Consider the following 22,030-nt stretch of genomic DNA (forward strand, 5'->3'; position numbering starts at 1 on the left):
AAGTCGATCATGCTGGTCGTCTCCTAGCCGAGAAGGGCGTCGACCTTGGACGCGGCTTCGGTCAGGGCCTCTTCGACCGGCTTGCGGCCGGCCGCGGCCTCGGTGAGCTCCTGGGTGACGGCGTCCTGCATCTCCTGCTGGCGGGCGATGACCGGCGGCAGGGCGATGCTCTTCAGCGAGTCGAAGACGGCCTGGCGGTTGGCCGGGACGGGGTCCTTCAGGTAGCCCTGGAGCACGGACTGGTCCGACACCGGCGGCAGCTCCCACGAGCTGGCGATCCGCGTCGTCGCGGCCACGTTGGAGCTGCTCAGGAACTTGGCCCAGGCGTAGGCCTCACGCGGGTGCTTCGTCGTGGCCGAGGCGGCCACCGAGTTGTGGAACACGGCGCTGGCCTTCTGGCTGTCGCCCGGCTCGACGACGACGTCCCACTCGAAGGGCACGTCCTTCAGCCCGGCGAACTGCCAGATGCCGTTGTGCCACATCGCGAGCTTGCCCGACTTGAACAGGTTGGTGTCGAAGTCGGCGGTGCCGCCGATCTCGGCCTCGGTCGGCATCGTCTTGCCGACCTTGTCGACCAGCCACTTGGCCGCCTTGACGCCCTGCGGGCTGTTGAACGTCGACTTGCCGCCGCTCATGAACTCGCCGCCGGCCTGCTTGAGGGCCTTGTAGAACTCGAAGAAGGTCACCGGCTGGAAGTCGCCGTACACCTTGGCGCCCTTGTCGGTCAGCTTCTCGGCGGCGGCCTGCTCGTCGGCCCACGTCCAGTCGGCGGTGGGCAGCGGGACGCCGGCCTTCTCGAACAGGTCCTTGTTGTAGAGCAGGACGACCGTGGAGAAAGACGCCGGGAGCGCGAACTGCTTGCCGTCGTGCTTGAAGGCGTTCAGCGACTCGGTGGCGTAGCCGGAGGTGTCGGTGTCGCCGCCCGCGGCGCCCAGGTCGAGCAGACTGCCCGCCCCGGCGTAGGTGACGAAGTTCTCGTAGTTGAGCTCGAAGGTGTCCGGGGCGGTCTGGCCGGCGATGCTGGTCTGGAGCTTGGTGAAGTACTGGTCGTACGGGGCCGTCTCCACCTGCACGTCGACCGTGGGGTTCTCCTTCTCGAACGCCGCCACGATCGTGTCGAGGTCCTTCACGTGGTCGGGGGCGGCGGAGAAGGTGAAGTAGCGCAGGGTGACCTTGCCGCCTGCGGCGGGTTCTTCCGTACGGGTCGCCGAGCCCTGGGAGCAGGCGGTGGCGAGCAGGGCGGTGATCAGGGTCGCCGCGGCGACCCGGGCTGATCCGGCCATGGGGGGTTCCTTCGTGTTGTTATTTCAGCCCTGACTGGGCCACGGACGCGATGACGTGCTTCTGGGCGAAGAGGTAGAGGACGAGGATCGGGACGACGCTGACGACCGACCCGGCCATCACGACGTTCCACTCGGTGGTGAACTGGCCGTGCAGGTTGGCCAGGCCCAGCGGGAGGGTCATGAACTCGGGCGACCTGATGATCACCAGCGGCCACAGGTAGCTGTTCCAGCTCGCCATGAACCCGAAGACGGCGAACGTGGCGAGGGCCGGGCGGATCAGCGGCAGCACGACCAGGGCGAAGATCCGGAAGTGCCCGGCCCCGTCGAGCACCGCCGCCTCGTCGAACTCCTTCGGCACCTGCTGGACGGCCTGCCGCAGCAGGAACACGCCGAACGCCGAGGCGATCGTCGGGGCCAGCACCGCGAAGTAGGTGTCGGTCAGGTTGAACGTCCGCATCTCGATGAACAGCGGCACGACCAGGACCTGCAACGGCACCATCAGCGTCGCCAGGTAGACGGCGAACAGCGCGCCCCGGCCGGGGAAGGGCAACCGCGCGAAGGCGTAGGCCGCCATCGAGCTGGTGACCAGCTGGAACACGGTCGAGGCGACGGCGATCCAGAGGCTGTTGAACATGATCCGCCAGAACGGCATGGTCTCCAGCAGCCGTTCGTAGGCGCCGAGGCCCGCGCCGTCGGGGGTGAAGTCGGGCGGGGTCTGCAGCACCGCCCCCGAGGGGGTGAGCGACGTGATCACCGCCCAGGCGAACGGGAACAGCATGACCAGGGCGCCGAGCACGACGACGACGTACTTTCCTGCTTTAGCCATAGTTCACCCACCGGCGCTGGCCCCGGACCTGGATCAGCGTGACCACCAGCACGACCGCGAACAGCAGCCACGACAGGGCGGACGCCTCGCCGGCGCGGCCGTACTTGAAGGTCAGGTTGTAGACCTGCTCGACGACGACCTGGGTCGCGCCGGCCGGTCCGCCGCCGGTCATGACGTGGACCTGGTCGAAGACCTGGAACCCGTTGATCAGCGAGATGACGACGACGAAGAACGTGCTGGGCGACAGCAGCGGGAGGGTGATGCGCCGGAAGCGCTGCCAGGCGTTCGCGCCGTCGACCCGGGCGGCCTCGACGTACTCCTTCGGGATGGCCTGCAGCCCCGCAAGCAGGATGATCATCACGAAGCCGAGGTCCTTCCAGGCCGAGGCGAGGATGATCGAGGGCATCGCCCAGCCGGGGTCGGTCCACCAGCCTGGGCCCTCCAGGCCGATCAGGCCGATCGCCCAGTTGACGATCCCCGAGGCCGGGTTGAGCAGCCACTTCCACAACAGCGCCACGACCACCCACGAGGTGACGACGGGGAGGAAGTAGATCGCCCGGAAGACGTCGCGGCCCCGCATGGCCCGGTTGAGCAGCATCGCCAGGCCGAGGCCGCCCGCGTAGACGAGCGGCAGGTAACCGGCGATGAAGTAGAGCGTGTGGCCGAACGCCGCCCGGGTCTCCTCACTGGCCAGCAGGCGGGCGTAGTTGTCCAGGCCGACCCACTTCATCGGCGTGATCAGGTTCCACTCGTGCAGCGAGGTCCAGAGCGACCCGGCCATCGGGATGAGCGTGAACAGCAGCAGCGGGACGGCGCTCGGGAGCAGGAAGACGGCGACGGTGAGGGCGTACCGGAGCCGCTTCCTCGGCGGCCGGACGGGCTGCCGGGCGGGGGCCTTCGGCGGGGTCTCGGTGAGGGTCACGGGGCCGCTCCTATCAGCCGGGCCCTGACCATGCGGCCCTGCTCGCCCGCCGCGCCCTCGGTGTCGAAGGGGGTGGCGAGCACCAGCGCCGCCGCGCCCTGGGCCCAGGAGGTGTCGTCCCAGCTCTCGACCTCGATCTCGATGTCGCGGCGGCCGGGCATGAGCTGGCGGCGGACCGCCGTGTCGAAGCCCGCGCGCCAGTGCTCCCAGTGGGCGGTGCCCTCGCCGAGGACCACGACCACCTCGGGGTCGACGACGTTTATCAACCCGGCGGTCGTCCGGCCCAGGATGGCGCCCGCCTCGGCGAAGACCTCGCGGGCGGTCGCGTCGTGGGCGGCCAGGGCGCCCAGGTCGTCGACCGTGGCCACGGCGAGGCCCCGGGCCCGGGCGGCGGCCACGAGGCCGGTCGCGCCGACGACGGCCTCGAGGCAGCCGTGGGCCCCGCAGCCGCACAGCGGCCCGTCCACGGCGACCGGCACGTGCCCGAACTCGCCCGCGCCGCCGCGCGCGCCCCGGTAGACCCGGCCGTCGGCGACGATCGCGGCGCCCACGCCGCGGCCGATCGTGAGGACCAGGAAGTCGCGGTGGGTGCGGCCCCGGCCGTAGAGGCGTTCGGCCACCGCCAGGGCGTTGACGTCGTTCTCCAGCAGGACGGGCAGCTTGAGGCGGCGGCGCAGCCGCTCGCCCACCGGCATGGCCCGCCAGCCCAGCGTGGGCGCGTCGCAGGTGCCCACGGCCTGGTCGTCGACGCCGCCGGGGACGCAGACCCCGACGCCCAGCAGCGGCGGCACCTTGTCCAGCACGTCGGCGACGGCCTCGGCCAGATCGCCCAGCGCGTCGGGGGAGGCGGGGTCGAAGGGGGTCTCCCAGGAGCCGAGGACCTCGCCGTCGAGGCGGACCTCGACGATGACCAGGTGTTCGGCGGTCACCTTCACCCCGAGGGCCCGGCCCGCCGTGCCGGCGAGGCCCAGGCGCTGGGCGGGGCGGCCGCCGCGCGACGGCTGGAGGTCGAGCTCCTCCAGCATGCCCGCCGCCATGAGCGCCTTGGTGAGCTGGGTGACCGTCGCGGGGGAGAGGTCCAGCTCCTTGGCGATCTCGGTGCGGCTGAGCGGCCCGAGCGTGCCGAGCAGGGCCAGGATCGCCGTCCGGGTGAGATCGCCGCGATCGGTCGCAGCCATCGGGCTCACTTTCTTTATTGGTAAAGTTAGTCCCGAAATATGGCTGCTCAGGCGGACACTGTCAAGACTCCGAAACCAGATCGAAACCTCAGTGCCGCGCGCACGGGCGGACCACCGCGATCGGGCAGCGCGCGTGCCGGAGCACCCGGCGGCTGACCGAGCCCATGACCATCGACCCCGACCGGCCGTGCGAGCCGACCACGAGGAGGCCGGCCCTCAGCGACGCCTCGACCAGCGCCTCCACCGGATGCGCGGAGCGCAGGTCGTCGACGACCGGCAGGGCCGGATACCTCCTGCGGTGCCGGTCGAGCAGTCCGGCCGCGACGGCCCGCTGACGCGCCCGGACGGCGTTGATGTCGTAGTCGACCGCCGGGGCGTAGGTGTGCCCGGGGAGGCTCCAGGCGTGCAGGGCGCGGATCTCCGCGTGGTGCAGGGCCGCCTGCTCGAAGGCGTAGGAGATCGGGCGCTGGCAGTCGGCCGAGTCGTCCAGGCCGATCACGACCTCGCCGACGCGGTCGGCCGGCCGGTCCCGCACGATCACCACCGGCCCGGTGGCGTGCCCGGCCACCTGCGTGCTGACCGAGCCGAGGATGCCGCCGGCGGTGCGGCTCATGCCCCGGCTGCCCAGCACGAGCCCGGACGACTCGGCGGCCAGCCGGCGGAGCACCTCGGCCGGGCGGCCCTCGATGTGCTCCAGGCGCATCCCGAGGCCGGGACGCCGGTGCCGCGCGGTCCTCTCGGCCTCGGTCATGATCTGGCCGCTCACCCTGGCGATCTGGCTTTCGAGTTCGAGAGAGTGCACGAACCGGTACGGAGACCGGTCGACCACGTGGACGACGCGCAACCAGGTCCCCCGCCGGGCGGCGTCGTCCGCGGCCCATTCGACGGCCGCGAGCGAGTTGGGCGAGCCGTCCACTCCGACTGTTACGACCTTCATCTCTCCCCTTGGTGTTCTCCCGGTTTCCCATGACAACGTCTGAGCTGGGTAGATCTATAGGGACGAAAGTCCCTAATCAGATAAATGGGGACTTTGGTCCCTATCTGGGAAGATTTCGGGTGAATAGCGTCAAAGGTATGATTCGCGTTTTCATCGTCGACGATCATGAAGTGGTGCGGCGCGGGGTGGCCGTCCTGCTGGAGTCCGAGGAGGACATCCGCGTCGTCGGCGAGGCCGGGACCGTGGCGTCGGCGATCACGCGCATCTCGGCCCTCCAGCCCGACGTGGCCATCCTCGACGTCCGCCTGCCCGACGGCAACGGCGTCGACGTCTGCCGCGAGGTCCGCAGCCGCAGGCCCGATCTGCCCTGCCTGATGTTGACCTCCTTCGCCGACGACGACGCCCTGTTCCAGGCCGTGATGGCCGGCGCGGCCGGCTACGTGCTCAAGCAGATCCACGGATCCGACCTGGTGGGCGCGGTGCGCGCCGTCGCCGGCGGCCGGTCGCTCCTGGACCCGCAGGTCACCCGCACGATGGTGCGGCGGCTGCGCGACGACGCCGCGCGCAAGGACCCGCTCGCCGTGCTGACCGACCAGGAGCGCCGCATCCTGGAGTACGTCGTCGAGGGCATGACCAACCGCCAGATCGGTGCGGAGATGTTCCTGGCCGAGAAGACGGTCAAGAACCACGTCTCCCGCCTGCTCGGCAAACTCGGCATGCGCCGCCGCACCCAGGCCGCCGTCTACGCCGCGCGCCTGCGGGGCGACGGGGTCAGCTGACCGGCACGCGCCACAGCACGCGGGTGCCCCCACCCCGGCGCGGCCCCACCTCGAAGCAGCCGCCCAGGTCGCCCGCGCGCCTCGCGAGGTTGCGCAGCCCGCTGCGCCGCCCGCCGGGAGGGAGCCCGACGCCGTCGTCCTCGACCACCAGCGTCACCTGCCCGCCGCTCTGCTCCAGCGACACCCAGACGTGCCCGGCCCCGGCGTGCCGGGCCACGTTCGACAGCGCCTCGTGGAGCACGGCGAGCACCTGCTCGGCGACGTCGTCGGGCACGCCGTAGTCGAGCTGCCCGTCCAGCCGCAGCACGGGCCGGAATCCCAGGTCCCCGTACGTGTCGTCCACCAGCTCCGCGACGCGGGCCCGCAGCCCCGACTCGCCGAGGGCACGCGGACCCTGGAGGGCGAAGACGGTGGCCCGGATCTGCCGGATGGTCTCGTCCAGCTCGTCGACCGAGTGCCGCACCCGGCCCCGCGCCTCGGGATGGTCCACCAGCCGGACCGTGCTCATGAGCGTCATCGCCACCGCGAACAGGCGCTGGATCACCACGTCGTGCAGGTCCCGCGCGATGCGGTCGCGGTCTTCCAGCGTGCGGAGCCGCTCGGCGTCGAGCCGGGCCTTGGCGAGTTCGAGGGCCCCCGCGGCCTGGGCCGCGCACGACCTGATCATCCGCAGCGTGCACGGGGTGAACGGGACCCGGCCCGACCACTTTCCGAGGACCAGCACGCCGTGCGTCGACCCCGCCGAGATCAGCGGCACCGCGGCGGCCGGGCCGATGGGCACGTTCCTGATCGTCTCGTATCCGTCGCCGACCAGGTCGTCGACCACGACCGCGTCCCCGGTCCGCAGGGCCAGGCCCGCGAGGGACGAGTCGGCCCCGACCTCCCCGCCGGCCAGTCCGCCGACCCCCTCGGAGATCAGCGCGCGCAACGTCGTGCCGCCCTCCACGGGGAAGAAGACGAGGGCGGTGTCGGAGTCGGCGATCTCCCGCATCCGCCTGGTGAGCTGGGCCAGCACGTCTCCCGGGCCCTCGCCGGACAGCAGGCGCGTGGTCATGTCGGAACCGGCCTGGAGCCGGACGCCCAGGTTGTGGGCCACCTCGTAGCGGCGCGCGTTCCCGATGGCCGTCCCGGCCGCCGTGGCCAGGGCGACGATGAGGTCCTCGTCATCCTGGTCGAAATCGGCGTCGCCGCGCTTGCCGATCAGGCAGAGGGCGCCGAAGAGCTCGTCGCCGACTCTCACGGGGACGCCGAGGAAGGCGTCCGCCGGAGGGCGCCCGGGAACGCGGGCCAGCCGCAGCGGCCGGGCCTCCCGCATCACCCGGCCCGGCGGGTCGCCGCCGCGGGGGCAGTGCCCGATCCGGGTGATCTCCTCCTCGCCGGCCGGGACGTGCTCCACCGGGCGGCGGTTCTCCCCGGAGACGTGCAGGACGCCGTAGCGGGCGCCGGCGAGCTCGGTCGCGGCCGTGACGAGCCGCTGGAGCACTATCTCGGGACGGAGGTCACGGCCCACCGAGGCCACCGCCTCGACGAGGTCGCGGACCCGGTCACGGCCGGCCAGCGCGGCATCGCGCTCCGTCCGGAGGTCAGAGAGGAGTTCGCCCAGCCGCATGCCCGGCGATCCGGGACGTGCGCCGTCCGTCGCCATACCTCTCATTCTCACGCGGGCTATCCGGACAAATCCCCATCTTTTGGTCAGTAGATCCGACGAAGACCGGGCCCCCGCTGAAGCGGGGCGCCGCTGCGCGCCAATCGACCGTCAAGCCCGCTTCGCCCGGGAAGGTTGCGCCGCGCCCGACGGGGCGGGATCTTGCTGGGGTAAGCCGATCTTCCTCAGGAGATTCCATGACGCTGCCCCTCCATATGCGCCGCCAGGGCTTCGACCCCGATCCCGGACTGGCCGCCGCGCGCGCCGAGCCGGGCCTGACCAAGGTGCCCACCCCCTACGGCCGCGACGCCTGGCTGGTCACCCGCTACGACGACGTGCGCGACGTGCTCAGGAACGCCGAGCTGTTCAGCTACGGCCACGGCATCAACATCCCGCCGATGAGCGAGGAACAGGCCAAACGCCTCAAGGCCGGCGCGTTGCTGATGCTGGACCCGCCCGACCACACCCGCTTACGCCGCATGCTCACGCCCGAGTTCACGATGCGCCGCATCCGCCGCCTCGAACCGCGCGTGCGCGAGATCGTCGCCGACCACCTCGACGCGATGGAGCGGGCCGGGGCGCCCGCCGACCTGGTGGCCGACTTCGCCACCCCGATCCCGTCGCTGGTCATCTGCGAGCTGCTGGGCGTGCCCTACGCCGACCGCGCCGACTTCCAGGCGCGTTCGACCACCCTGCTCGACTTCAACCAGCCGCCGGAGGCGCGCGGCCAGGCCCAGATGGCCTCCGCCGCCTACATGGGCGAACTGGTCGCGCGGGCCCGGGTCGAGCCCGGCGACGACCTGCTCGGCATGCTGGTCCGCGACCAGGGCGACGCGGTGACCGACGCCGAACTGGTCGGCCTCGGCGGGCTGCTGCTGATCGCCGGGCACGAGACGACCGCCAGCATGATCGGCCTGGGCACCCTGGCGCTGCTCCGCCACCCCGACCAGCTCGCCCTCGTCCGCGAGGACCCGGAGAAGGTCGACGGCATGGTCGAGGAGCTGCTGCGCTGGCTGACGATCATCCACTCGGGCGCGATCAAGGTCGCCGCCGCCGACACCGAGATCGGCGGCGTCCCGATCGCGAAGGGCGACGCCGTCGTGGTCTCCCTCCCGGCCGCCAACCGCGACCCCGCGCTGACCGAGAACCCCGACGCCTTCGACGTCACCCGCCGCGACCTGCCCCACGTCGCCTTCGGCTACGGCGCCCACCACTGCATCGGCGCGCCGCTGGCCCGCATGGAGATGCGCATCGCCTTCCCCGCGCTCTTCGACCGCTTCCCGGGCCTGCGCGAGGCCGGCGAACCGGCGTTCCGCTCGTTCAACGTCGTCTACGGCCTGTCGAGCTTCCCCGTGGCCTGGTGAAACGCTTCCTCCGTTACGGCTCCGCCCACCACGGCCCCGCCCGCCGCACCCGGCGGCGGGTGGCGGCCCGGCGCTCCGCACCCGCTCATCCCGATCGCCGCCACGGCGGTCAGAGCGGCACACGCACCGTCTCCACCCACCCGGGAGGGGGCGGCGGGTTCCGGCCGATCAGGGCCGCGATGAGCCGGCACGACCGCGGCTCGTCCGGCCACGGCGTGTGGCCGTCGGTCAGCACGATCACCACGTTCGGCCGGTCGCGCGCCGCCAGGGCCGCCGTGACGCCGACCCGCATGTCCGTGCCGCCGCCGCCCGCCAGGGTGACCTGCTCGGCCGAGGTCACCCGCGAGACGGCGTGGACGTCGGCGTCACAGGCCAGCACCGTCACCCGGTTGCCGTGCACGCCCACCTCGCGCAGCACGCCCGTCACCTCGGCCAGCGCCGCGCCCAGCTCGTCGTCGCCCATCGAGCCGGACGTGTCGACCACGATCGCCACCCGGGGCAGCGGCCGGCGCAGGCTCGGCAGCACCACGCCCCGCATGGCCGCCGACCGGCGGGAGGGGCGGCGGTAGGTGTAGTCGACCGCGCCGCCCGCCCAGGCGACCGCCTCGCGCACCGCCCCCGTCAGCACCTGCCGCCAGTCGACGACCGGTTCGAGCACCTGCTCCGCCCACCGCTCCCAGCCCTTCGGCAGGCTGCCCCGGGAGCGCCGGCGGGCCCGCATCGCCTCGGCGGTGTGCCGGCGCAGCGACTCGGCCTCGACCGGGCCCACCACGGGCGCGCCCTCGCCCGCCTCCCACGGCGACGGACGCCCGTGGGCGCCCGAACCGCAGTCGAGCCCGTGCCCGTGCGGCGGCAGCAGCGGCACGTACTCCTCGAACAGACGCCCCGGCTCCAGCCCGAACAGGCGCGGCTCCATCCGGCCCGCCGGGAGCGGCAGCCGGTCGGCGACCAGGTCGTCGTTGATCTCGCAGTCCTGCGCCACGTTGACCCGCAGCCGGTCGCGCTGGTGGGCCGGGGGCAGCCGCCCGGCCCTGGCGTGGTGGTCGCGGAGCAGGTGGGAGACCTCGTGGATCCAGACGGCGGCCAGTTCCTCGACGGGCGTGGCGTCCACGAAGGCGGGGGAGACGTAGCACCGCCAGTGCGCGTCGACGCCCATCGTGGGCACCCCGGAACTGGGGACGATGGAGAGGGCGTACAGCGCCGTGGCGAAGTAGGGCCGATCGGCCGCCGCCCGGTAGCGGGCGGCGAGCAACTTCACCCTGTCCATCGTCAGAGCGCGCCGGACAGCTGGAGGAGGTCGACGAACGCGTCGATGCCCGGGGGCACCGGCCAGCTGAGGTCGCGCATCGCGGCCAGGTCCATGGCCGCGCGGGCGGCCACGTCGGGCACGCCCGCGTCGACCGCCTTGGCCAGCACGACCCAGCCGGCCTCCCAGCGGCGCCGGGTCAGGTCGCCCTGCACGGCCGCCACGACCGCCGTCAGGAAGGCGAGCTGGCGGTCGCCGCGTTCGGGGAGCCGGAAGGCGGCCGGGTCGGCGAGCACCCGGTCGGGGTCGGGCAGGTCGAGCTCCTCCAGGTAGGAGATGAGCTCGACGCCCGCGCCGTCGCCCACCGCGCCGACCACCGCCGCCGCGAGGGCCTCCCGGCCGGTCGTGCTCGCGTAGGCGACGGCGAGCAGCTTCAGGGCCATCTCCCACGTCCGGGGCGACGGCCACGCCCCGCCCCGGCTTTCGGCGTCGGCGGGCAGGTGGTGGGCCAGACCCTGGCGGGCGGTGAGGAAGCCCGAGATCGCGCCCCGGGCCCGCGCCACCGCACCGGAGATCCGCGCCGCGTCGATCGACGGAATGCGCGCCGCCGGCCAGGTGCCCGCCAGGCCGCGGGCGACGGTCCGGGGGTCGTGCGTCCAGCGCAGGTGGACGAACCGGTTCGCCAGCGGCGGGCTCAGGTGCCAGCCGTCGGCCGCGCTCGACGGCGGGTTCGCGGCGGCCACGATCCTGACCTGCTCCGGCAGCCGCAGACTGCCGACCCGCCGTTCCAGCACGACGCGCAAGAGGGCGGCCTGCACGGCGGGCGGCGCCGAGGACAACTCGTCGAAGAAGACCAGCCCTCGGCTCCGCCCGGTCACCCGCACGGCCCAGTCGGGCGGCGCCATCGGCACCCCGGTCACGGCCGGGTCGTCGCCGACGATCGGCAGGCCGGCGAAGTCCGACGGCTCGTGCACGCTCGCGATGACCGTCTCCAGCGGCAGCCCGAGCCCGGCGGCGAGCTGCTCAAGCCCGGCCGACTTGCCGATGCCCGGCTCGCCCCACAGCAGGACCGGCAGGTTCGCCGCCACGGCCAGGGCCAGCGCCTCCAGCTGGGCGCTGGCGGCCGGTTCGGTGCGGTGCACCCGCAGCCGCCGGTTGATCTCGTCGGCGGCGGCCAGATCGCCCATGTCGTCGTTAATCGTCGTCGTCGCTTTCGTAGCCGATGCCGATGCCGGGGTGGTCGCGCTCGATCTCGTCGCGCAGGGCGACGAGGTCCCTGCGCCGCCGGCGGCGGATGAGGTCGGCCAGGGACCATCCCTCCCAGTCGGTCACGTCGATCCGCGCCCCGGCCGCGCGCAGCGCCTCGACCAGCGCGGGCGATCCGTAGGAGGCGACCGCGTGGTGCAGCGGGGTGCGCTCCTGGTAGTCGAGGCCGTTCACGTCGAGGCCGGCCGCCAGCAGCCGGGGCAGCAGCACCGTGTGGTCGACCAGGTGGAGCATGTGCAGGAGGCCGCGCTGACGGCCGTCGCGGACCCGGGGGTCGACACCGGCGTCCAGCAGCCGGAGGACCGCTGGGGTGTCGCCGTGCTGGGCGTGCAGGAACAGGGCCCACCGCTGGGCGCGGAGCCTCCGGGGCAGTCTGCCCTCACCCGACGTCCACGCCTGCTCGACCGCGAAGCAGCCGGAGACGGCTCCGCCGAGGGCGCGCATGGCGCGTTCGCGGCGCTGTTCGTCGTCGCCGTGCTCCAGCAGGAGACGGCCGCCGCCGGAGACGACCTGGTGCCACGCTCCGCCGCAGCGCACCCGCACCGGCTCGGGCAGCCCCGGCTCCGGCGGGCCCGACGCGCCTGGCGGGAGGCCGGGGAAGAGCGACTCCCTGACCAGCGGGTGCAGGTCGTCGGGCGTGAGCAGACCGGCCTCCAGCAGCACGCGGTCGGGCAGCGACGCGTCGGTGCCGTCGCGGAGCCCGGCGGTGTGCCGGGCGTCCCAGAAGTGGCGGGCGGACGTCCAGTCGACCCGGGTGATCATGTAGGGGTCGCGGTCGTCGTCCACGGGGACGAGATCGAGGGTGAGCCGTTGCGGGGCCTCGCTGAGCTGGGGCGTGAACGCCTGGAGGGCGGTGTCGCCGTAGCGGGCCAGGGTGACGTGGTGGTGGGTGCCCAGGGTGCCGCCGCCGTTGCCGCTGCGGGGCAGGTGCCAGCGCAGCAGTTCGGGCACCAGGTGCCGCAGGTCGTCGGCGAGCGCGGGGTCCTTCTCGGCCATGGCCGGGTCGAAGGCGACGTCGACGGCGGCGGCCGCGCAGGCGCCCTGCCAGTCGCCGGCCAGGCGGCGCCCGGCGGACTGTTCGATCATCCAGCGGGGGACGGCGTACCGGCGGGCCCGCCGCCAGCGGCTCAGTTCGTCGCGGTCGAAGGTCATCGGTAGAGGCTGCCGATCGCGACCAGGTCGGGGTGGCCGGGGCCGGCGGGGCGCAGGCGCGCGGTGAACGACCGCTTCACCTTGCGCGGCAGGCCGGGGCCGAGGCCGACGTACTCCAGGCGGGTGTCGTCGGGCACCTGGGCCAGCAGGCTCTTCGCGCCGCGCCCGGTCAGGCCGGTGTGGCGCAGCTCCAGACGGCGCAGCGGGCTGCCGGGCAGGGCCGCGGCCAAGGCGTGCGCGCCCGCGTCGCCGGTGGTGTTGGCGGGCGCGCCAAGGCTGCGCTCCGACGGCGGGCGGCCGAGGTCGAGGGACTCGATGCGGTCGAGCGCGGCGGCCAGCGCCGTCGCGCCGTCCGGGCCGATGCCGTTGCCGCCGAGGCCGAGCCTGACCGGACGGGCCGGGTCGGCCGCCGCCGCCAGCACGGCCGCGCCCTCGTCGCCCAGGTGGTTGGCCGGAAGGTAGAGCTCCCGCACCCCCGCCTCGGTGATCAGCTTCGCCAGCAGCGGCGCGGCGGCGGGCCCGAGGCCGTTGCCGCCGAGGAACAGTCGCTCCAGCGGGACGTCCCGGCTGGTCAGGGCCGCGACCAGGACCTCCAGCGAGGCCGCCGACAGGCCGGTGTTGACCAGGTCGAGGGTGCGCAGGGTGCTGTTCCAGGTGAGCATCTGCGCCAGCGCGCGCACCCCCGCCTCGCCGATCGGGTTGCGCTTCAGCCACAACGCCCGCACGTTCCGGTCGCCGCTCAGCCGGTCGGCCAGCGCCGCCGTGCCCTCTGGGCCGATGCGGTTGCAGCCCAGGTAGAGGGTGCGCAGGCGGTGGTCGTCGGTGAGCGCGCCCGCGACCGCGCGGGCCCCCTCGTCGCCGATGGCGTTGGTGCCCAGCAGGAGGTGGCGGGCGTGCGGCGAGGCCGTCGCCACCGGCAGCAGCCGGGCCACCCCGGGCGCGCCGAGGCCCTGCTTGCACAGGTCGACCCGGCCGTCGGGGCGCAGCGCGCCGAGCGGGAAGATTTCGTCGGCCGCGACCGGGCGGGTGTCGGCCAGCCGGGTGAGCAGCGGGTCGAGGGCCGCCGCCTCGGCCGGCGGGACGTCGGGGTGCTCGATCGCCGGGCAGCGTACGGGCACAGGCTTCACGGTCACCACTCCACCGATCGGTAGTCCTTCAGGAACAGTCCGGAGACGGGGTCGCCGCCGACCCCCCGGACGACGGGGTCGTACACCCGCGCCGCCCCGTCGATCACGTCGAGCGGCGGCCGGAAGCGGCTCGCCGCCCTCTCCGGGTGGGGCCGCTCGTCGGTGCACCACCCGGTGTCGACGCTGTTCATGTGGATGCCGCTCGCCGCGTAGTCGGGGGCGGCGGTCCGGGTCAGCATGTTCAGCGCGGCCTTGGCCATGTTCGTGTGGGGGTGGCGGACGGTCTTGTTCGCGCGCGAGAAGCTGCCCTCCATCGCCGACACCTGCACGACGTACCGGTCGGGGTGCGGCGAGGCCTCCAGGAGCCCCCGGAGCCGCGAGGTCAGCAGGAACGGCGCGAACGCGTTCACGAGCTGCACCTCCAGCCACTCGGCGGCGTCGACCTCGTGCAGCCGCAGGCTCCAGCTGTTGCGGTCGCGCAGGTCGAGCGGCTCCCCGGTCTCGTCGAGCAGCCCGGCGGGGAAGAGCGATTCGAGCTCCCCGGAGGAGGCCTCCAGCCGGGCGACGGCCGTGGCGGGCGCACCGGCCGTGACGCTGATCCGGGCGGCCGGCCCGGCCAGCGGCAGGCTCTCGGCCGCGCGCACCTCGCGGTGGTAGGCCGCCGGGCGGCGGATCGTCTGGGCGGCGTTGTTGACCAGGACGTCGAGGTGGTCGAACCGTTCGTGCACGGTCTCCAGCAGGCCCGCCACGCCGGGCAGGTCGAGCAGGTCGACGCCGTGGACGTGCAGCCGGTCGAGCCAGTCGGCCGCGTCGGGCACGGCGGCGTAGCGGCGGGCCGCGTCGGCGGGGAACCGGGTCGTCACGAGCACCTCGGCGCCGTCGCGCAGCAGCTTCAGCGCCGTCTGGAAGCCGATCTTCACCCGGCCGCCGGTGACCAGCGCCCGGCGTCCGCGCAGGTCGCAGCGGGCGGTGCGGCGGGCCAGGTTCTCCTCGGCGCAGGCCGGACAGAGCAGGTGGTAGACCGAGTGGACCTGGCCGTAGACGGCCTTGCAGACGTAGCAGCGCCGGGTCCCGGCCAGCGGCCGTAACCGCGTGGCCGGGCCGATCGACGGGGTGACCGGCGGCGCGGAGTCGGGGTTCTGGTCGCGGTGGCGCTCGGCGGCCGCGGTGACGACGTCGTCGTGCCGGCGGCGGTCGGCGTTGCGGGCCGCCTTGCGGGCCTTCTTGCCCGCCCGGTAGACCTGCGCGGCGGCCTCCCGCACCGGCCTCCAGCGCTCGTCGTCGGGATCGGCCGCGCGTGCCTCGGCCAGGACCCGCAGGCAGGTCTCCACGTCAGAAGCCATGCGCGTCCCCCTCCGGCAAGACCCTCCGGCGAAAAAAGGTGACACGGCCGACCGGATTCGAACCGGCGTCCTCCGCATCGCTTTGGGGCGCGACGACCTCTGCGCTACGACCGTGTCGCCGGAAGGCTAGCGCACATCTCCGACATTCCAGATCTTGTTCCCCCAATCTCCCGGAAAGCGCACACCCCGCCGGGCGCGTGTCCTTGCCGATATGTCGGACACATGCTGCTTAACCTGGGAAAACAGTTCGCATCCGGGGGAGCAGACATGCGTAAGTCGCCACACATCATGTCCTTGGGGAAGGTCCGGCCCACGTTCGAGAACGACCTGGGCTCCGTCACCGTGGTCGACGAGAAGGTGCTGCCGATCCTCGACCGGCTCTCGCTGAAGAGGGTGGTTCTGGAGCCGGGCGCGATCCGCGAGCCGCAGTGGAACGTCAACGCCAACCAGCTCGCCTACGTGGTCGCGGGCACCGTCCTGGTGTCGATCCTCGGCAACGCCGACACGTTCTCGTCGTTCGTCGTGCGGCCGGGGCAGATGTACCACGTCGAGTCGGGCGCGGTTTACCACATCGAGAACATCGGGGCCGACCGCGCCGAGCTCGTGCTCGCCCTGCGCAGCGAGCGCCCGCAGCACTTCTCGGTGCGCGACAGCTTCACCGCGATGACCGACGCCGTGCTGGGCAACACCTTCGACCTCCAGGCCTCGGCGTTCGCCGCGTTCGACCGGTCGCCGGCCCAGCAGATCGTCCGGCGCTCCGGCCCGGCCGACGTGACGCCGACCGCCACGCTGCCCAACGCCAAGTTGTTCGACATCGAGAGCCAGGCGCCGGTGCTGACCTACTCCTACGGCGACGCGCGCATGGCGCGGCACCAGTTCTGGGCCGCCCTCGACGACATCTCCATGTACTCCCTGCGCATCAAGGAGAGCGGCATGCGGGAGCCGCACTGGCACCCGGTCACCGCCGAGATGGGCTACGTCGCCAAGGGCCACGCCCGCATGCGCGTCCTGGACCCCGACCTCAGCCTCGACGAGTACCTGCTCGGCCCCGGCGACCTCTATTTCGTGCCGCGCGCCTACCCGCACCACATCGAGGTCATCGGCGACGACGAGATGCACTTCCTCATCTTCTTCGACCAGCCGATGCCCGCCGACATCGGTTACAAGGCCACCGCGACCGCCTTCTCACGCGAGGTCCTCGCCGCGAGTTTCGGACTCTCGGAGAGAGAGCTCCCGCAGTTCCCGTTCACCCCGATCGACCCGCTCATCGTGCCGCGCCTCAATCCCAGCGACCCCGTGAGCAAATGACGCCAGCAGAACAAGCGTCAGGGTGAGCCGGAGGTCGGCGTCCAGGAGGAAGGAGACGGCGGCCAGCACGGCGCAGACCCGGATCTTCGCGCGGACGGTCGTCACAGCAGCATCGTGATCGGCAGCGAACAGCCCAGCAGGGCGACGACCGCCGCCGCGGCGCCCGCGATCCAGGTCGTGAGGGGCGCGTTCACCAGCGGGCCCATCAGGTCGCGGTCGCGGCAGAAGTACACCAGCAGGAACAGCACCACCGGAACGCCGAGCGAGATGACCACCTGGCTCAGCACCAGCAGGCCGGTGAGCGGGACCCCGGACACGAGCGCCAGCACGGCCGGGGTCATCGTCACGATCCGGCGCGCGTGGACGGGCACCCGCACGCCGAGGAACCCGCGCATCACGACGTCGCCGGCGAGCGTGCCGATGCCGGACGACGACAACCCCGACGACAACAACGCGACGGCGAAGGCCAGCGCGGCGAACCCGCCCACCCGGGCGGCGAGTTCGGCGTGGGCGGCCGGCAGGTCGCCGGTCCAGGCGCCGCCGCTCGCCACCCCGAGCCCGGCGCCGAGCGCGATCATCGACACGTTGACGACCGTGGCCACGCCGAGCGCGAGCGAGCAGTCCCACCGCAGGATGCGCCGCACCAGCGCCGGCTGCGCACGGGCCGTCTCGGTCGACATCCCGCGCCCCTGGACCAGCGCGGAGTGTAGGTAGACGGCGTGGGGCATGACCGTCGCGCCGACGATGCCCATGGCCAGCAGCGGCGCCCCCGCCCCGCCCAGGTTCGGGATCAGCCCGGCCGCCAGGCCGCTCGCCGACTGGTGCCCGGTGGCGAGGATGTCGTAGCCGACCCCGGCCCCGACGAACATCAGCGCCGCCGCGCTCATCAGCTCGAACGGCCGGGTGCGGCCCTTGCGCCGCAACTCCAGCAGGGCCAGCGAGATCACCGCCGTGGTGATCGCCGACAACCACACCGGCATGCCGAACAGCAGCTGCATCCCGATGGCCGCCCCGACGAACTCGGCCAGGTCGGTGGCGAGCACGACGATCTCGGCCTGCCCCCACAGCAGCAGGCCGCCGCGCCGGCTGAACCGCTCGCGGCACAACTCGGGCAGGTTCCGCCCGGTCGCCATGCCCAGCTTGGCCGCCTGGAACTGCACCAGGATCGCGACCAGGCTGGCCAGCACCACGACCCAGACGAGCAGGTAGCCGAGGGTCGCGCCGGCGGTCAGGTTGGTGGCCACGTTCCCCGGATCGACGTAGGCGATGGCCGCGACGAACGCCGGGCCCAACATGGGCGCCAGCGTGGGGACTTTCCGCGTTGATGGACGTATGCCGGATTTAGCGGGATTGGGGCGAGCAATCACAGTGATTTCCCTAATTGTTGGGTATTGGAAATCGCCACACCGAGTCAAATGTTCCCGTTGCGGGTAAGTCGCGAAACGCGGCGCCATTAATTGCGCATTTCCGATAAATCTGGATATGTTCGTTTGGTGACTAAAGTGAGTGAGGCCTTCTATCGGGTGCTGCGGCACCACGGGGTGAAGGCGGTGTTCGGCAACCCCGGCTCCAACGAGTTGTCCTTCCTCACCGGCCTGCCCGACGACCTCCCCTACTACCTGGCACTCCAGGAGGGCGCCGCCGTCGCCATGGCCGACGGCTTCGCCCAGGCGGGTGACACGACCGGCTTCGTCAACCTGCACGCCGCCTCGGGCACCGGCAACGCCATGGGCTGCCTCACCAACGCGGCGGCCGGTCACACCCCGATGGTCGTCATGGCCGGTCAGCAGGCCCGCCGCTACGTCCCGGTCGACGCGATGCTCACCAACGCCGACCCCACGAAGCTCACCGACCCGCTGGTCAAGTGGTCGGGCGAACCCCTCCGGCCGCAGGACGGCCCCGCCCTGCTCTCCACGGCGCTGCTGCTCGCCCGGAGCGCGCCGCGCGGCGTGGCCTACCTGTCGATCCCGCTGGACGACTGGGACGAACCCGCCGACGAGCCCGCCCTGACCGGCCTGCTGGACCGGGCCGTCGACGGCCCCCCGGTCGCGGCCTCGCTCCGCGAGCTCACGGACGCCTTGAACCGGGCGCGCGACCCCGTGCTGGTCCTCGGCCCGGGAGCCGACACCGACGAGGGCTTCGAGGCGGCCGTCGCGCTGGCCGAGAAGGCCTGCCTGCCGGTCTGGATCGCGCCGAGCGCGCCCAGGGCCCCGTTCCCCACCCGCCACCCGAGCTACCGGGGCGTCCTGCCCTCGGCCGCCGGGGCGGTCGCCGACCTCCTGGCAGCCCACGACCTGGTGATCTGCGTCGGCGCGCCCGTCTTCCGCTACCACGCCCCCAGCAGGGCCGCCTTCCCGCCCGCCGACACGCTCCTGTACGCCGTCACCGACGACCCCCGCGAGGCCGCCCGCGCCCCGATGGGCCGGTTCCTGCTCGGCGACCCGACCGACGCGCTGGTGCGGCTGCTCGACACGTGCGAGAGGAGCGACCGGCCGCAGCCGAAGAGCCGCCTGCTCCCCGACGCCGAGCCGTTCACGGCCGAGGCCATCCTCGACGCCGTCGACCACGGCAAACCCGGCAACGCCGTGATCGCCTTCGAGTGGACCTCCGCCGACCTCCTCAGAGACCGCCTCACGATCACTCACCCGAAGTCGCTCTTCTACCCTGCCGCGGGCGGCCTCGGCTGGGGCCTCCCGGCCGCGATCGGCCTGTCGCTGGCCCGCCCCGACCGCCCGGTGCTCGCCCTGATCGGCGACGGCGCCCTGCACTACACCCCCTCGGCGTTGTGGACCGCCGCCCGCCACCAGGTCCCGGTCACCTTCGTGATCTGCGCCAACCGCCGCTACCGCGCCCTGGAGGAGTTCGCCGACCTGCTGGAGGTCGCCCGCGGCGACTACCTCGACATCGGCGGCGCCGACCCGCTGGCCGTCGCCCGGGGTTACGGCCTGGAGACCCACCACGCCGAGACGCTCAAGGACCTCACCGAGTTCGTGCACGAGGGCGTCCACGCGGAGCATCCGCGGCTCGTGCTCGTCGACCAGCGCTGATCTGGGGGAAACCGTGTCGAAGTCGCTTCTGGCCGTCGTCGTGATGCTCGCGGGCGTCGTCCCGGCCCACGCCGCCGAGGCGGCCCCCGGGCGGGTGTGCCCGGTCAAACCCACCGTCGTCCTGGTCCACGGCGCGTGGGCCGACACCTCGAGCTGGGCCGGCGAGGTGGCCGCCCTCCAGCGGTCGGGATACACCGCCCGCGCCGTCGGCAACCCGCTGCGCGACCTGACGAGCGACGCCCAGACCGTGCGCGACTTCCTCGACACGGTCCGCGGCCCGGTCGTGCTGGTCGGCCACTCCTACGGCGGTTCGGTCATCACCAACGCCGCCACCGGCGACCCCGACGTGAAGGCCCTGGTGTACGTCGACGCGGCCGCCCCCGCGGCGGGCGAGAACACGATGCAGCTCAGCGGGTCGGGCTCGGCCCTGGGCGGGCAGCCCGAGACCCTCTACGACCAGGCCGCCGCGCCGGGCACGACCGCCAAGGACCTCTACCTGAAGAAGGACGTCTTCCAGAACTCCTTCGCCCAGGACCTGCCCAAGACGCGGTCGGCCGGGCTCTGGGCCACGCAGCGGGCCGCCTCGACGGCCGCGTTCACGACCCCGTCGAAGGAGCCCGCGTGGAAGACCATCCCGTCGTGGTACTTCATCGCGAGCGGGGACAAGATCATCGTCCCGGGGTCGCAGCGCGCGATGGCCAAGCGGGCCAAGTCGAAGGTCACCGAGTTCGACGGTGGCTCCCACCTGGCCCTGATCTCCCATCCGGAGGCCGTGACCCGCGTGATCGAAGACGCGATCTGCTCGCTTCGGTGACCACGTAGAGGAGCGCGGCCACGACCATCCACGCCACCAGCGCGAGGAGGAGCACCAGCCACGAGGGAAGGCGGGTCGCCAGCAGCCAGACGCAGACGGCGAACGCCGTCAGCCCGCCGGCCCCGAAGATCGCCCCGATGGCGTCCTTGGCGGCCGGGCCGCGTTTGTGCTCCTCCTCCTCGATGAGCGTCAGGGTGGCGCCCAGGATGGCGGGGAACCCCAGCCAGACGCCCCCGGCGAGCGGCCCCCAGCGCTGGCCCACCAGCCCGGCGATCACCGAGATGGCCGCGCCGAACACGAACCGGACCACCAGGTCGCGGGCCCGGGTGTGCCGCAGCCGCGACGCCCGGAACCTCACCTTCACGAGACCACCGTCCAGCCCAGCCAGGCCACGGCCGCCCAGAGCAGCAGTGCGCCGGCCGAGCCCTTGAGCGCGCCGAACCGGCGGACCAGCGGCACCGCCAGCGCGCAGTAGGCCACCAGCGCCACCCCTCCGGCGACCATGCCGAGGCCCGACTCCGCCAGCTCGTCGCGGCCGTCGCTCAGCGCGGTGATGACCATCCCGCCGATGGCCACGGCCGGGGCGGCCGCGAAGATGCCGGCGAACCGCTTCGGCGAGGTCGCCTCCCCGAGCAGCGCGAAGCACATCACCAGGACGCCCCCGAACACCCCCCGGGCAACGATCAACCACACGTCGTCCATGGAAGACCGTTGCCCGCTGCGGTGCTGCGATCAGGTCATGGCCGGGGTAATTCGGTTTTACCGGCGGCTGGTCGACTCCCGGACGACCAGTTCCGGTTCCACCGTGCGGCGTTCGGAGGTGTCGTGCCCGACCATCCGGTTCAGCAGTAACTGGAAGGCCTGGCGCCCGAGCGTGGCGAAGTTCTGCCGGACCGTCGTCAGCGGCGGCCAGAAGTGGGCCGCCTCCGGGACGTCGTCGTAGCCGACCACGCTGACGTCTTCGGGCACCCGGCGGCCGGCCTCGCGGAAGGCCCGCATGAGACCGAGCGCCATCGGGTCGTTGGCCACGAACACCGCCGTCACCGACGGGTCGCGCGACAACCGTTTGCCCTGCTCGTAGCCGCTGTTCGCGGACCAGTCGCCGGCCAGCGGCGGCGGGATCTCGCGGCCCCGGAGCGCGTGCCGCCAGCCCTGCATGCGGTTGTTGGCGTCGATCCAGTTGGCCGGGCCGCTCAGGTGGTGGACGGTGTCGTGCCCCAGTTCCAGCAGGTGCCGGGTGGCCCTGACCGCGCCCGCGTGGTGGTCGACCGCCACGGCCGGGACCGACAGGCGCTCGCCGCCGCCGACGTCGACCACGGGCAGGTCGGGCGGCAGGTCGCGCAGGCCGTCGGCGGCCGACTCGTGGGGGACGATCACGATCACGCCGTCGACCGACTGCTGCCGGAGCCGGTCGACGCCCTCGGCGATCGACCGCCGGGTCATCGCCTCGAGACTGGCGATGTTGACCAGGTAGTCGTGTTCGCGCGCGGCGCGTTCGATGGCGTAGAGGGTGGAGGCGGGGCCGTACAGAGTCGTGTCGAAACTCACCACTCCGAGCACGCCCGAGCGGCCCGTCACGAGGGAACGGGCCGCGAAGTTGGGCCGGTAGCCGAGCTCCTGGACGGCCGCGAGCACCCGCGCGCGGGTCTCGGGGCGCACCTTCTCCGGAGCGTTGAGGACGCGGGAGACGGTCATGGCCGAGACGCCCGCGAGGCCGGCGACGTCTTCGAGAACGGCCGCTTTGGTGCGTTCGGCCGGCTCGCCGCCGGAGGATGTGGTCATGGGATCCAAGC

The 22,030-nt window shown here is 72.9% G+C and carries 20 protein-coding genes and 1 tRNA gene; 5 read left to right on the forward strand and 16 right to left on the reverse strand.

All coding sequences use genetic code 11. The features are described from left to right. Positions 1-23 precede the first annotated feature (23 nt). From QSK34_RS06330 to QSK34_RS06350, 5 genes are all read right to left on the reverse strand, one after another. A complete protein-coding gene (locus QSK34_RS06330; protein ID WP_285580931.1) occupies positions 24-1,283 on the reverse strand; it encodes an ABC transporter substrate-binding protein in 1,260 nt (419 codons plus the stop codon). Positions 1,284-1,302: 19 nt separating this feature from the next. Then, the gene (locus tag QSK34_RS06335) at positions 1,303-2,109 is read right to left on the reverse strand and encodes a carbohydrate ABC transporter permease (protein ID WP_161478117.1); all 807 of its coding nucleotides are present in this window, start codon (positions 2,107-2,109) and stop codon (positions 1,303-1,305) included. Continuing rightward, positions 2,102-3,031 carry a carbohydrate ABC transporter permease gene (locus QSK34_RS06340; RefSeq protein WP_285580934.1) on the reverse strand — a complete coding sequence of 310 codons (930 nt, stop codon included), beginning with the start codon at positions 3,029-3,031 and terminating at the stop codon, positions 2,102-2,104. The genes QSK34_RS06335 and QSK34_RS06340 overlap by 8 nt, the downstream gene beginning before the upstream one ends. Beyond that, positions 3,028-4,209: an ROK family transcriptional regulator gene (locus QSK34_RS06345; protein WP_285580936.1), complete on the reverse strand. Its 1,182-nt coding sequence runs from the start codon at positions 4,207-4,209 to the stop codon at positions 3,028-3,030. Before QSK34_RS06345 ends, QSK34_RS06340 begins: the two co-directional genes overlap by 4 nt. Before the next feature lie 88 nt (positions 4,210-4,297). Further along, positions 4,298-5,146: a universal stress protein gene (locus QSK34_RS06350; RefSeq protein ID WP_285580938.1), complete on the reverse strand. Its 849-nt coding sequence runs from the start codon at positions 5,144-5,146 to the stop codon at positions 4,298-4,300. 137 nt (positions 5,147-5,283) lie between these two features. Here QSK34_RS06350 and QSK34_RS06355 point away from each other — a divergent pair, with 137 nt between their 5' ends. Continuing rightward, positions 5,284-5,925: a response regulator gene (locus QSK34_RS06355; protein ID WP_285580940.1), complete on the forward strand. Its 642-nt coding sequence runs from the start codon at positions 5,284-5,286 to the stop codon at positions 5,923-5,925. Here QSK34_RS06355 and QSK34_RS06360 read toward each other — a convergent pair. Beyond that, positions 5,918-7,570, reverse strand: a complete 1,653-nt coding sequence (locus QSK34_RS06360) for a GAF domain-containing sensor histidine kinase (protein ID WP_285580942.1) — start codon at positions 7,568-7,570, stop codon at positions 5,918-5,920. The genes QSK34_RS06355 and QSK34_RS06360 overlap by 8 nt on opposite strands. 197 nt (positions 7,571-7,767) lie before the next feature. Here QSK34_RS06360 and QSK34_RS06365 point away from each other — a divergent pair, with 197 nt between their 5' ends. Then, on the forward strand, positions 7,768-8,934 hold the full coding sequence (locus QSK34_RS06365) for a cytochrome P450 (protein WP_285580944.1): 1,167 nt from the start codon (positions 7,768-7,770) through the stop codon (positions 8,932-8,934). Positions 8,935-9,043: 109 nt separating this feature from the next. Here the strand turns inward: QSK34_RS06365 and QSK34_RS06370 are convergent, their stop codons facing one another. From QSK34_RS06370 to QSK34_RS06395, 6 genes are all read right to left on the reverse strand, one after another. Beyond that, positions 9,044-10,201, reverse strand: a complete 1,158-nt coding sequence (locus QSK34_RS06370) for a vWA domain-containing protein (RefSeq protein WP_285580946.1) — start codon at positions 10,199-10,201, stop codon at positions 9,044-9,046. Positions 10,202-10,203: 2 nt separating this feature from the next. Beyond that, positions 10,204-11,367 carry an AAA family ATPase gene (locus tag QSK34_RS06375; protein WP_285580948.1) on the reverse strand — a complete coding sequence of 388 codons (1,164 nt, stop codon included), beginning with the start codon at positions 11,365-11,367 and terminating at the stop codon, positions 10,204-10,206. Between the two features lie 7 nt (positions 11,368-11,374). Beyond that, positions 11,375-12,598, reverse strand: coding sequence for an ankyrin repeat domain-containing protein (locus QSK34_RS06380; protein ID WP_285580950.1), 1,224 nt, complete (start codon positions 12,596-12,598; stop codon positions 11,375-11,377). After that, complete coding sequence (locus tag QSK34_RS06385; protein WP_285580952.1) at positions 12,595-13,725, reverse strand: leucine-rich repeat domain-containing protein; 1,131 nt, start codon at positions 13,723-13,725, stop codon at positions 12,595-12,597. Before QSK34_RS06385 ends, QSK34_RS06380 begins: the two co-directional genes overlap by 4 nt. Before the next feature lie 2 nt (positions 13,726-13,727). Next, positions 13,728-15,068: an SDR family NAD(P)-dependent oxidoreductase gene (locus QSK34_RS06390; RefSeq protein WP_285580953.1), complete on the reverse strand. Its 1,341-nt coding sequence runs from the start codon at positions 15,066-15,068 to the stop codon at positions 13,728-13,730. A 42-nt stretch (positions 15,069-15,110) separates the two neighbouring features. Continuing rightward, positions 15,111-15,182 (reverse strand) — tRNA-OTHER (locus QSK34_RS06395). A 153-nt stretch (positions 15,183-15,335) separates the two neighbouring features. Between QSK34_RS06395 and QSK34_RS06400 the strand changes: the two genes are divergently transcribed. Further along, positions 15,336-16,376, forward strand: coding sequence for a cupin domain-containing protein (locus QSK34_RS06400; protein WP_285580955.1), 1,041 nt, complete (start codon positions 15,336-15,338; stop codon positions 16,374-16,376). Positions 16,377-16,477: 101 nt separating this feature from the next. Here the strand turns inward: QSK34_RS06400 and QSK34_RS06405 are convergent, their stop codons facing one another. Further along, positions 16,478-17,671 (reverse strand): Nramp family divalent metal transporter, encoded by a 1,194-nt coding sequence (locus QSK34_RS06405; protein ID WP_285580957.1) that lies wholly within the window; start codon positions 17,669-17,671, stop codon positions 16,478-16,480. Positions 17,672-17,869: 198 nt separating this feature from the next. Between QSK34_RS06405 and mdlC the strand changes: the two genes are divergently transcribed. Together mdlC and QSK34_RS06415 are read left to right on the forward strand one after the other, a co-directional pair. After that, positions 17,870-19,423 (forward strand): benzoylformate decarboxylase, encoded by a 1,554-nt coding sequence (mdlC, locus tag QSK34_RS06410; RefSeq protein WP_285580959.1) that lies wholly within the window; start codon positions 17,870-17,872, stop codon positions 19,421-19,423. 13 nt (positions 19,424-19,436) lie between these two features. Continuing rightward, complete coding sequence (locus tag QSK34_RS06415; RefSeq protein ID WP_285580961.1) at positions 19,437-20,237, forward strand: alpha/beta fold hydrolase; 801 nt, start codon at positions 19,437-19,439, stop codon at positions 20,235-20,237. Here the strand turns inward: QSK34_RS06415 and QSK34_RS06420 are convergent. From QSK34_RS06420 to QSK34_RS06430, 3 genes are all read right to left on the reverse strand, one after another. Next, a complete protein-coding gene (locus QSK34_RS06420) occupies positions 20,143-20,601 on the reverse strand; it encodes a DUF3147 family protein (protein WP_285580963.1) in 459 nt (152 codons plus the stop codon). The genes QSK34_RS06415 and QSK34_RS06420 overlap by 95 nt on opposite strands. Beyond that, positions 20,598-20,930, reverse strand: coding sequence for a DUF3147 family protein (locus QSK34_RS06425; protein ID WP_285580965.1), 333 nt, complete (start codon positions 20,928-20,930; stop codon positions 20,598-20,600). The genes QSK34_RS06420 and QSK34_RS06425 overlap by 4 nt, the downstream gene beginning before the upstream one ends. 66 nt (positions 20,931-20,996) lie before the next feature. After that, complete coding sequence (locus QSK34_RS06430; protein ID WP_161478103.1) at positions 20,997-22,019, reverse strand: LacI family DNA-binding transcriptional regulator; 1,023 nt, start codon at positions 22,017-22,019, stop codon at positions 20,997-20,999. Positions 22,020-22,030: the final 11 nt, after the last annotated feature.

This window comes from Herbidospora sp. NBRC 101105 (assembly GCF_030269205.1).
GTDB lineage: Bacteria > Actinomycetota > Actinomycetes > Streptosporangiales > Streptosporangiaceae > Herbidospora > Herbidospora solisilvae.

Excerpts from the sequence above, each read along its gene's own strand:
- QSK34_RS06335 (WP_161478117.1), bottom strand. The coding sequence starts at position 2,109 with ATGGCTAAAGCAGGAAAGTACGTCGTCGTCGTGCTCGGCGCCCTGGTC.
- QSK34_RS06350 (WP_285580938.1), bottom strand. The coding sequence starts at position 5,146 with ATGAAGGTCGTAACAGTCGGAGTGGACGGCTCGCCCAACTCGCTCGCG.
- QSK34_RS06375 (WP_285580948.1), bottom strand. The coding sequence starts at position 11,367 with ATGGGCGATCTGGCCGCCGCCGACGAGATCAACCGGCGGCTGCGGGTG.
- QSK34_RS06330 (WP_285580931.1), bottom strand. The coding sequence starts at position 1,283 with ATGGCCGGATCAGCCCGGGTCGCCGCGGCGACCCTGATCACCGCCCTG.
- QSK34_RS06370 (WP_285580946.1), bottom strand. The coding sequence starts at position 10,201 with ATGGACAGGGTGAAGTTGCTCGCCGCCCGCTACCGGGCGGCGGCCGAT.
- QSK34_RS06400 (WP_285580955.1), top strand. The coding sequence starts at position 15,336 with ATGCGTAAGTCGCCACACATCATGTCCTTGGGGAAGGTCCGGCCCACG.
- QSK34_RS06380 (WP_285580950.1), bottom strand. The coding sequence starts at position 12,598 with ATGACCTTCGACCGCGACGAACTGAGCCGCTGGCGGCGGGCCCGCCGG.
- QSK34_RS06360 (WP_285580942.1), bottom strand. The coding sequence starts at position 7,570 with ATGGCGACGGACGGCGCACGTCCCGGATCGCCGGGCATGCGGCTGGGC.
- QSK34_RS06365 (WP_285580944.1), top strand. The coding sequence starts at position 7,768 with ATGACGCTGCCCCTCCATATGCGCCGCCAGGGCTTCGACCCCGATCCC.
- QSK34_RS06405 (WP_285580957.1), bottom strand. The coding sequence starts at position 17,671 with ATGTTGGGCCCGGCGTTCGTCGCGGCCATCGCCTACGTCGATCCGGGG.
- QSK34_RS06430 (WP_161478103.1), bottom strand. The coding sequence starts at position 22,019 with ATGACCACATCCTCCGGCGGCGAGCCGGCCGAACGCACCAAAGCGGCC.
- QSK34_RS06390 (WP_285580953.1), bottom strand. The coding sequence starts at position 15,068 with ATGGCTTCTGACGTGGAGACCTGCCTGCGGGTCCTGGCCGAGGCACGC.
- QSK34_RS06355 (WP_285580940.1), top strand. The coding sequence starts at position 5,284 with ATGATTCGCGTTTTCATCGTCGACGATCATGAAGTGGTGCGGCGCGGG.
- QSK34_RS06345 (WP_285580936.1), bottom strand. The coding sequence starts at position 4,209 with ATGGCTGCGACCGATCGCGGCGATCTCACCCGGACGGCGATCCTGGCC.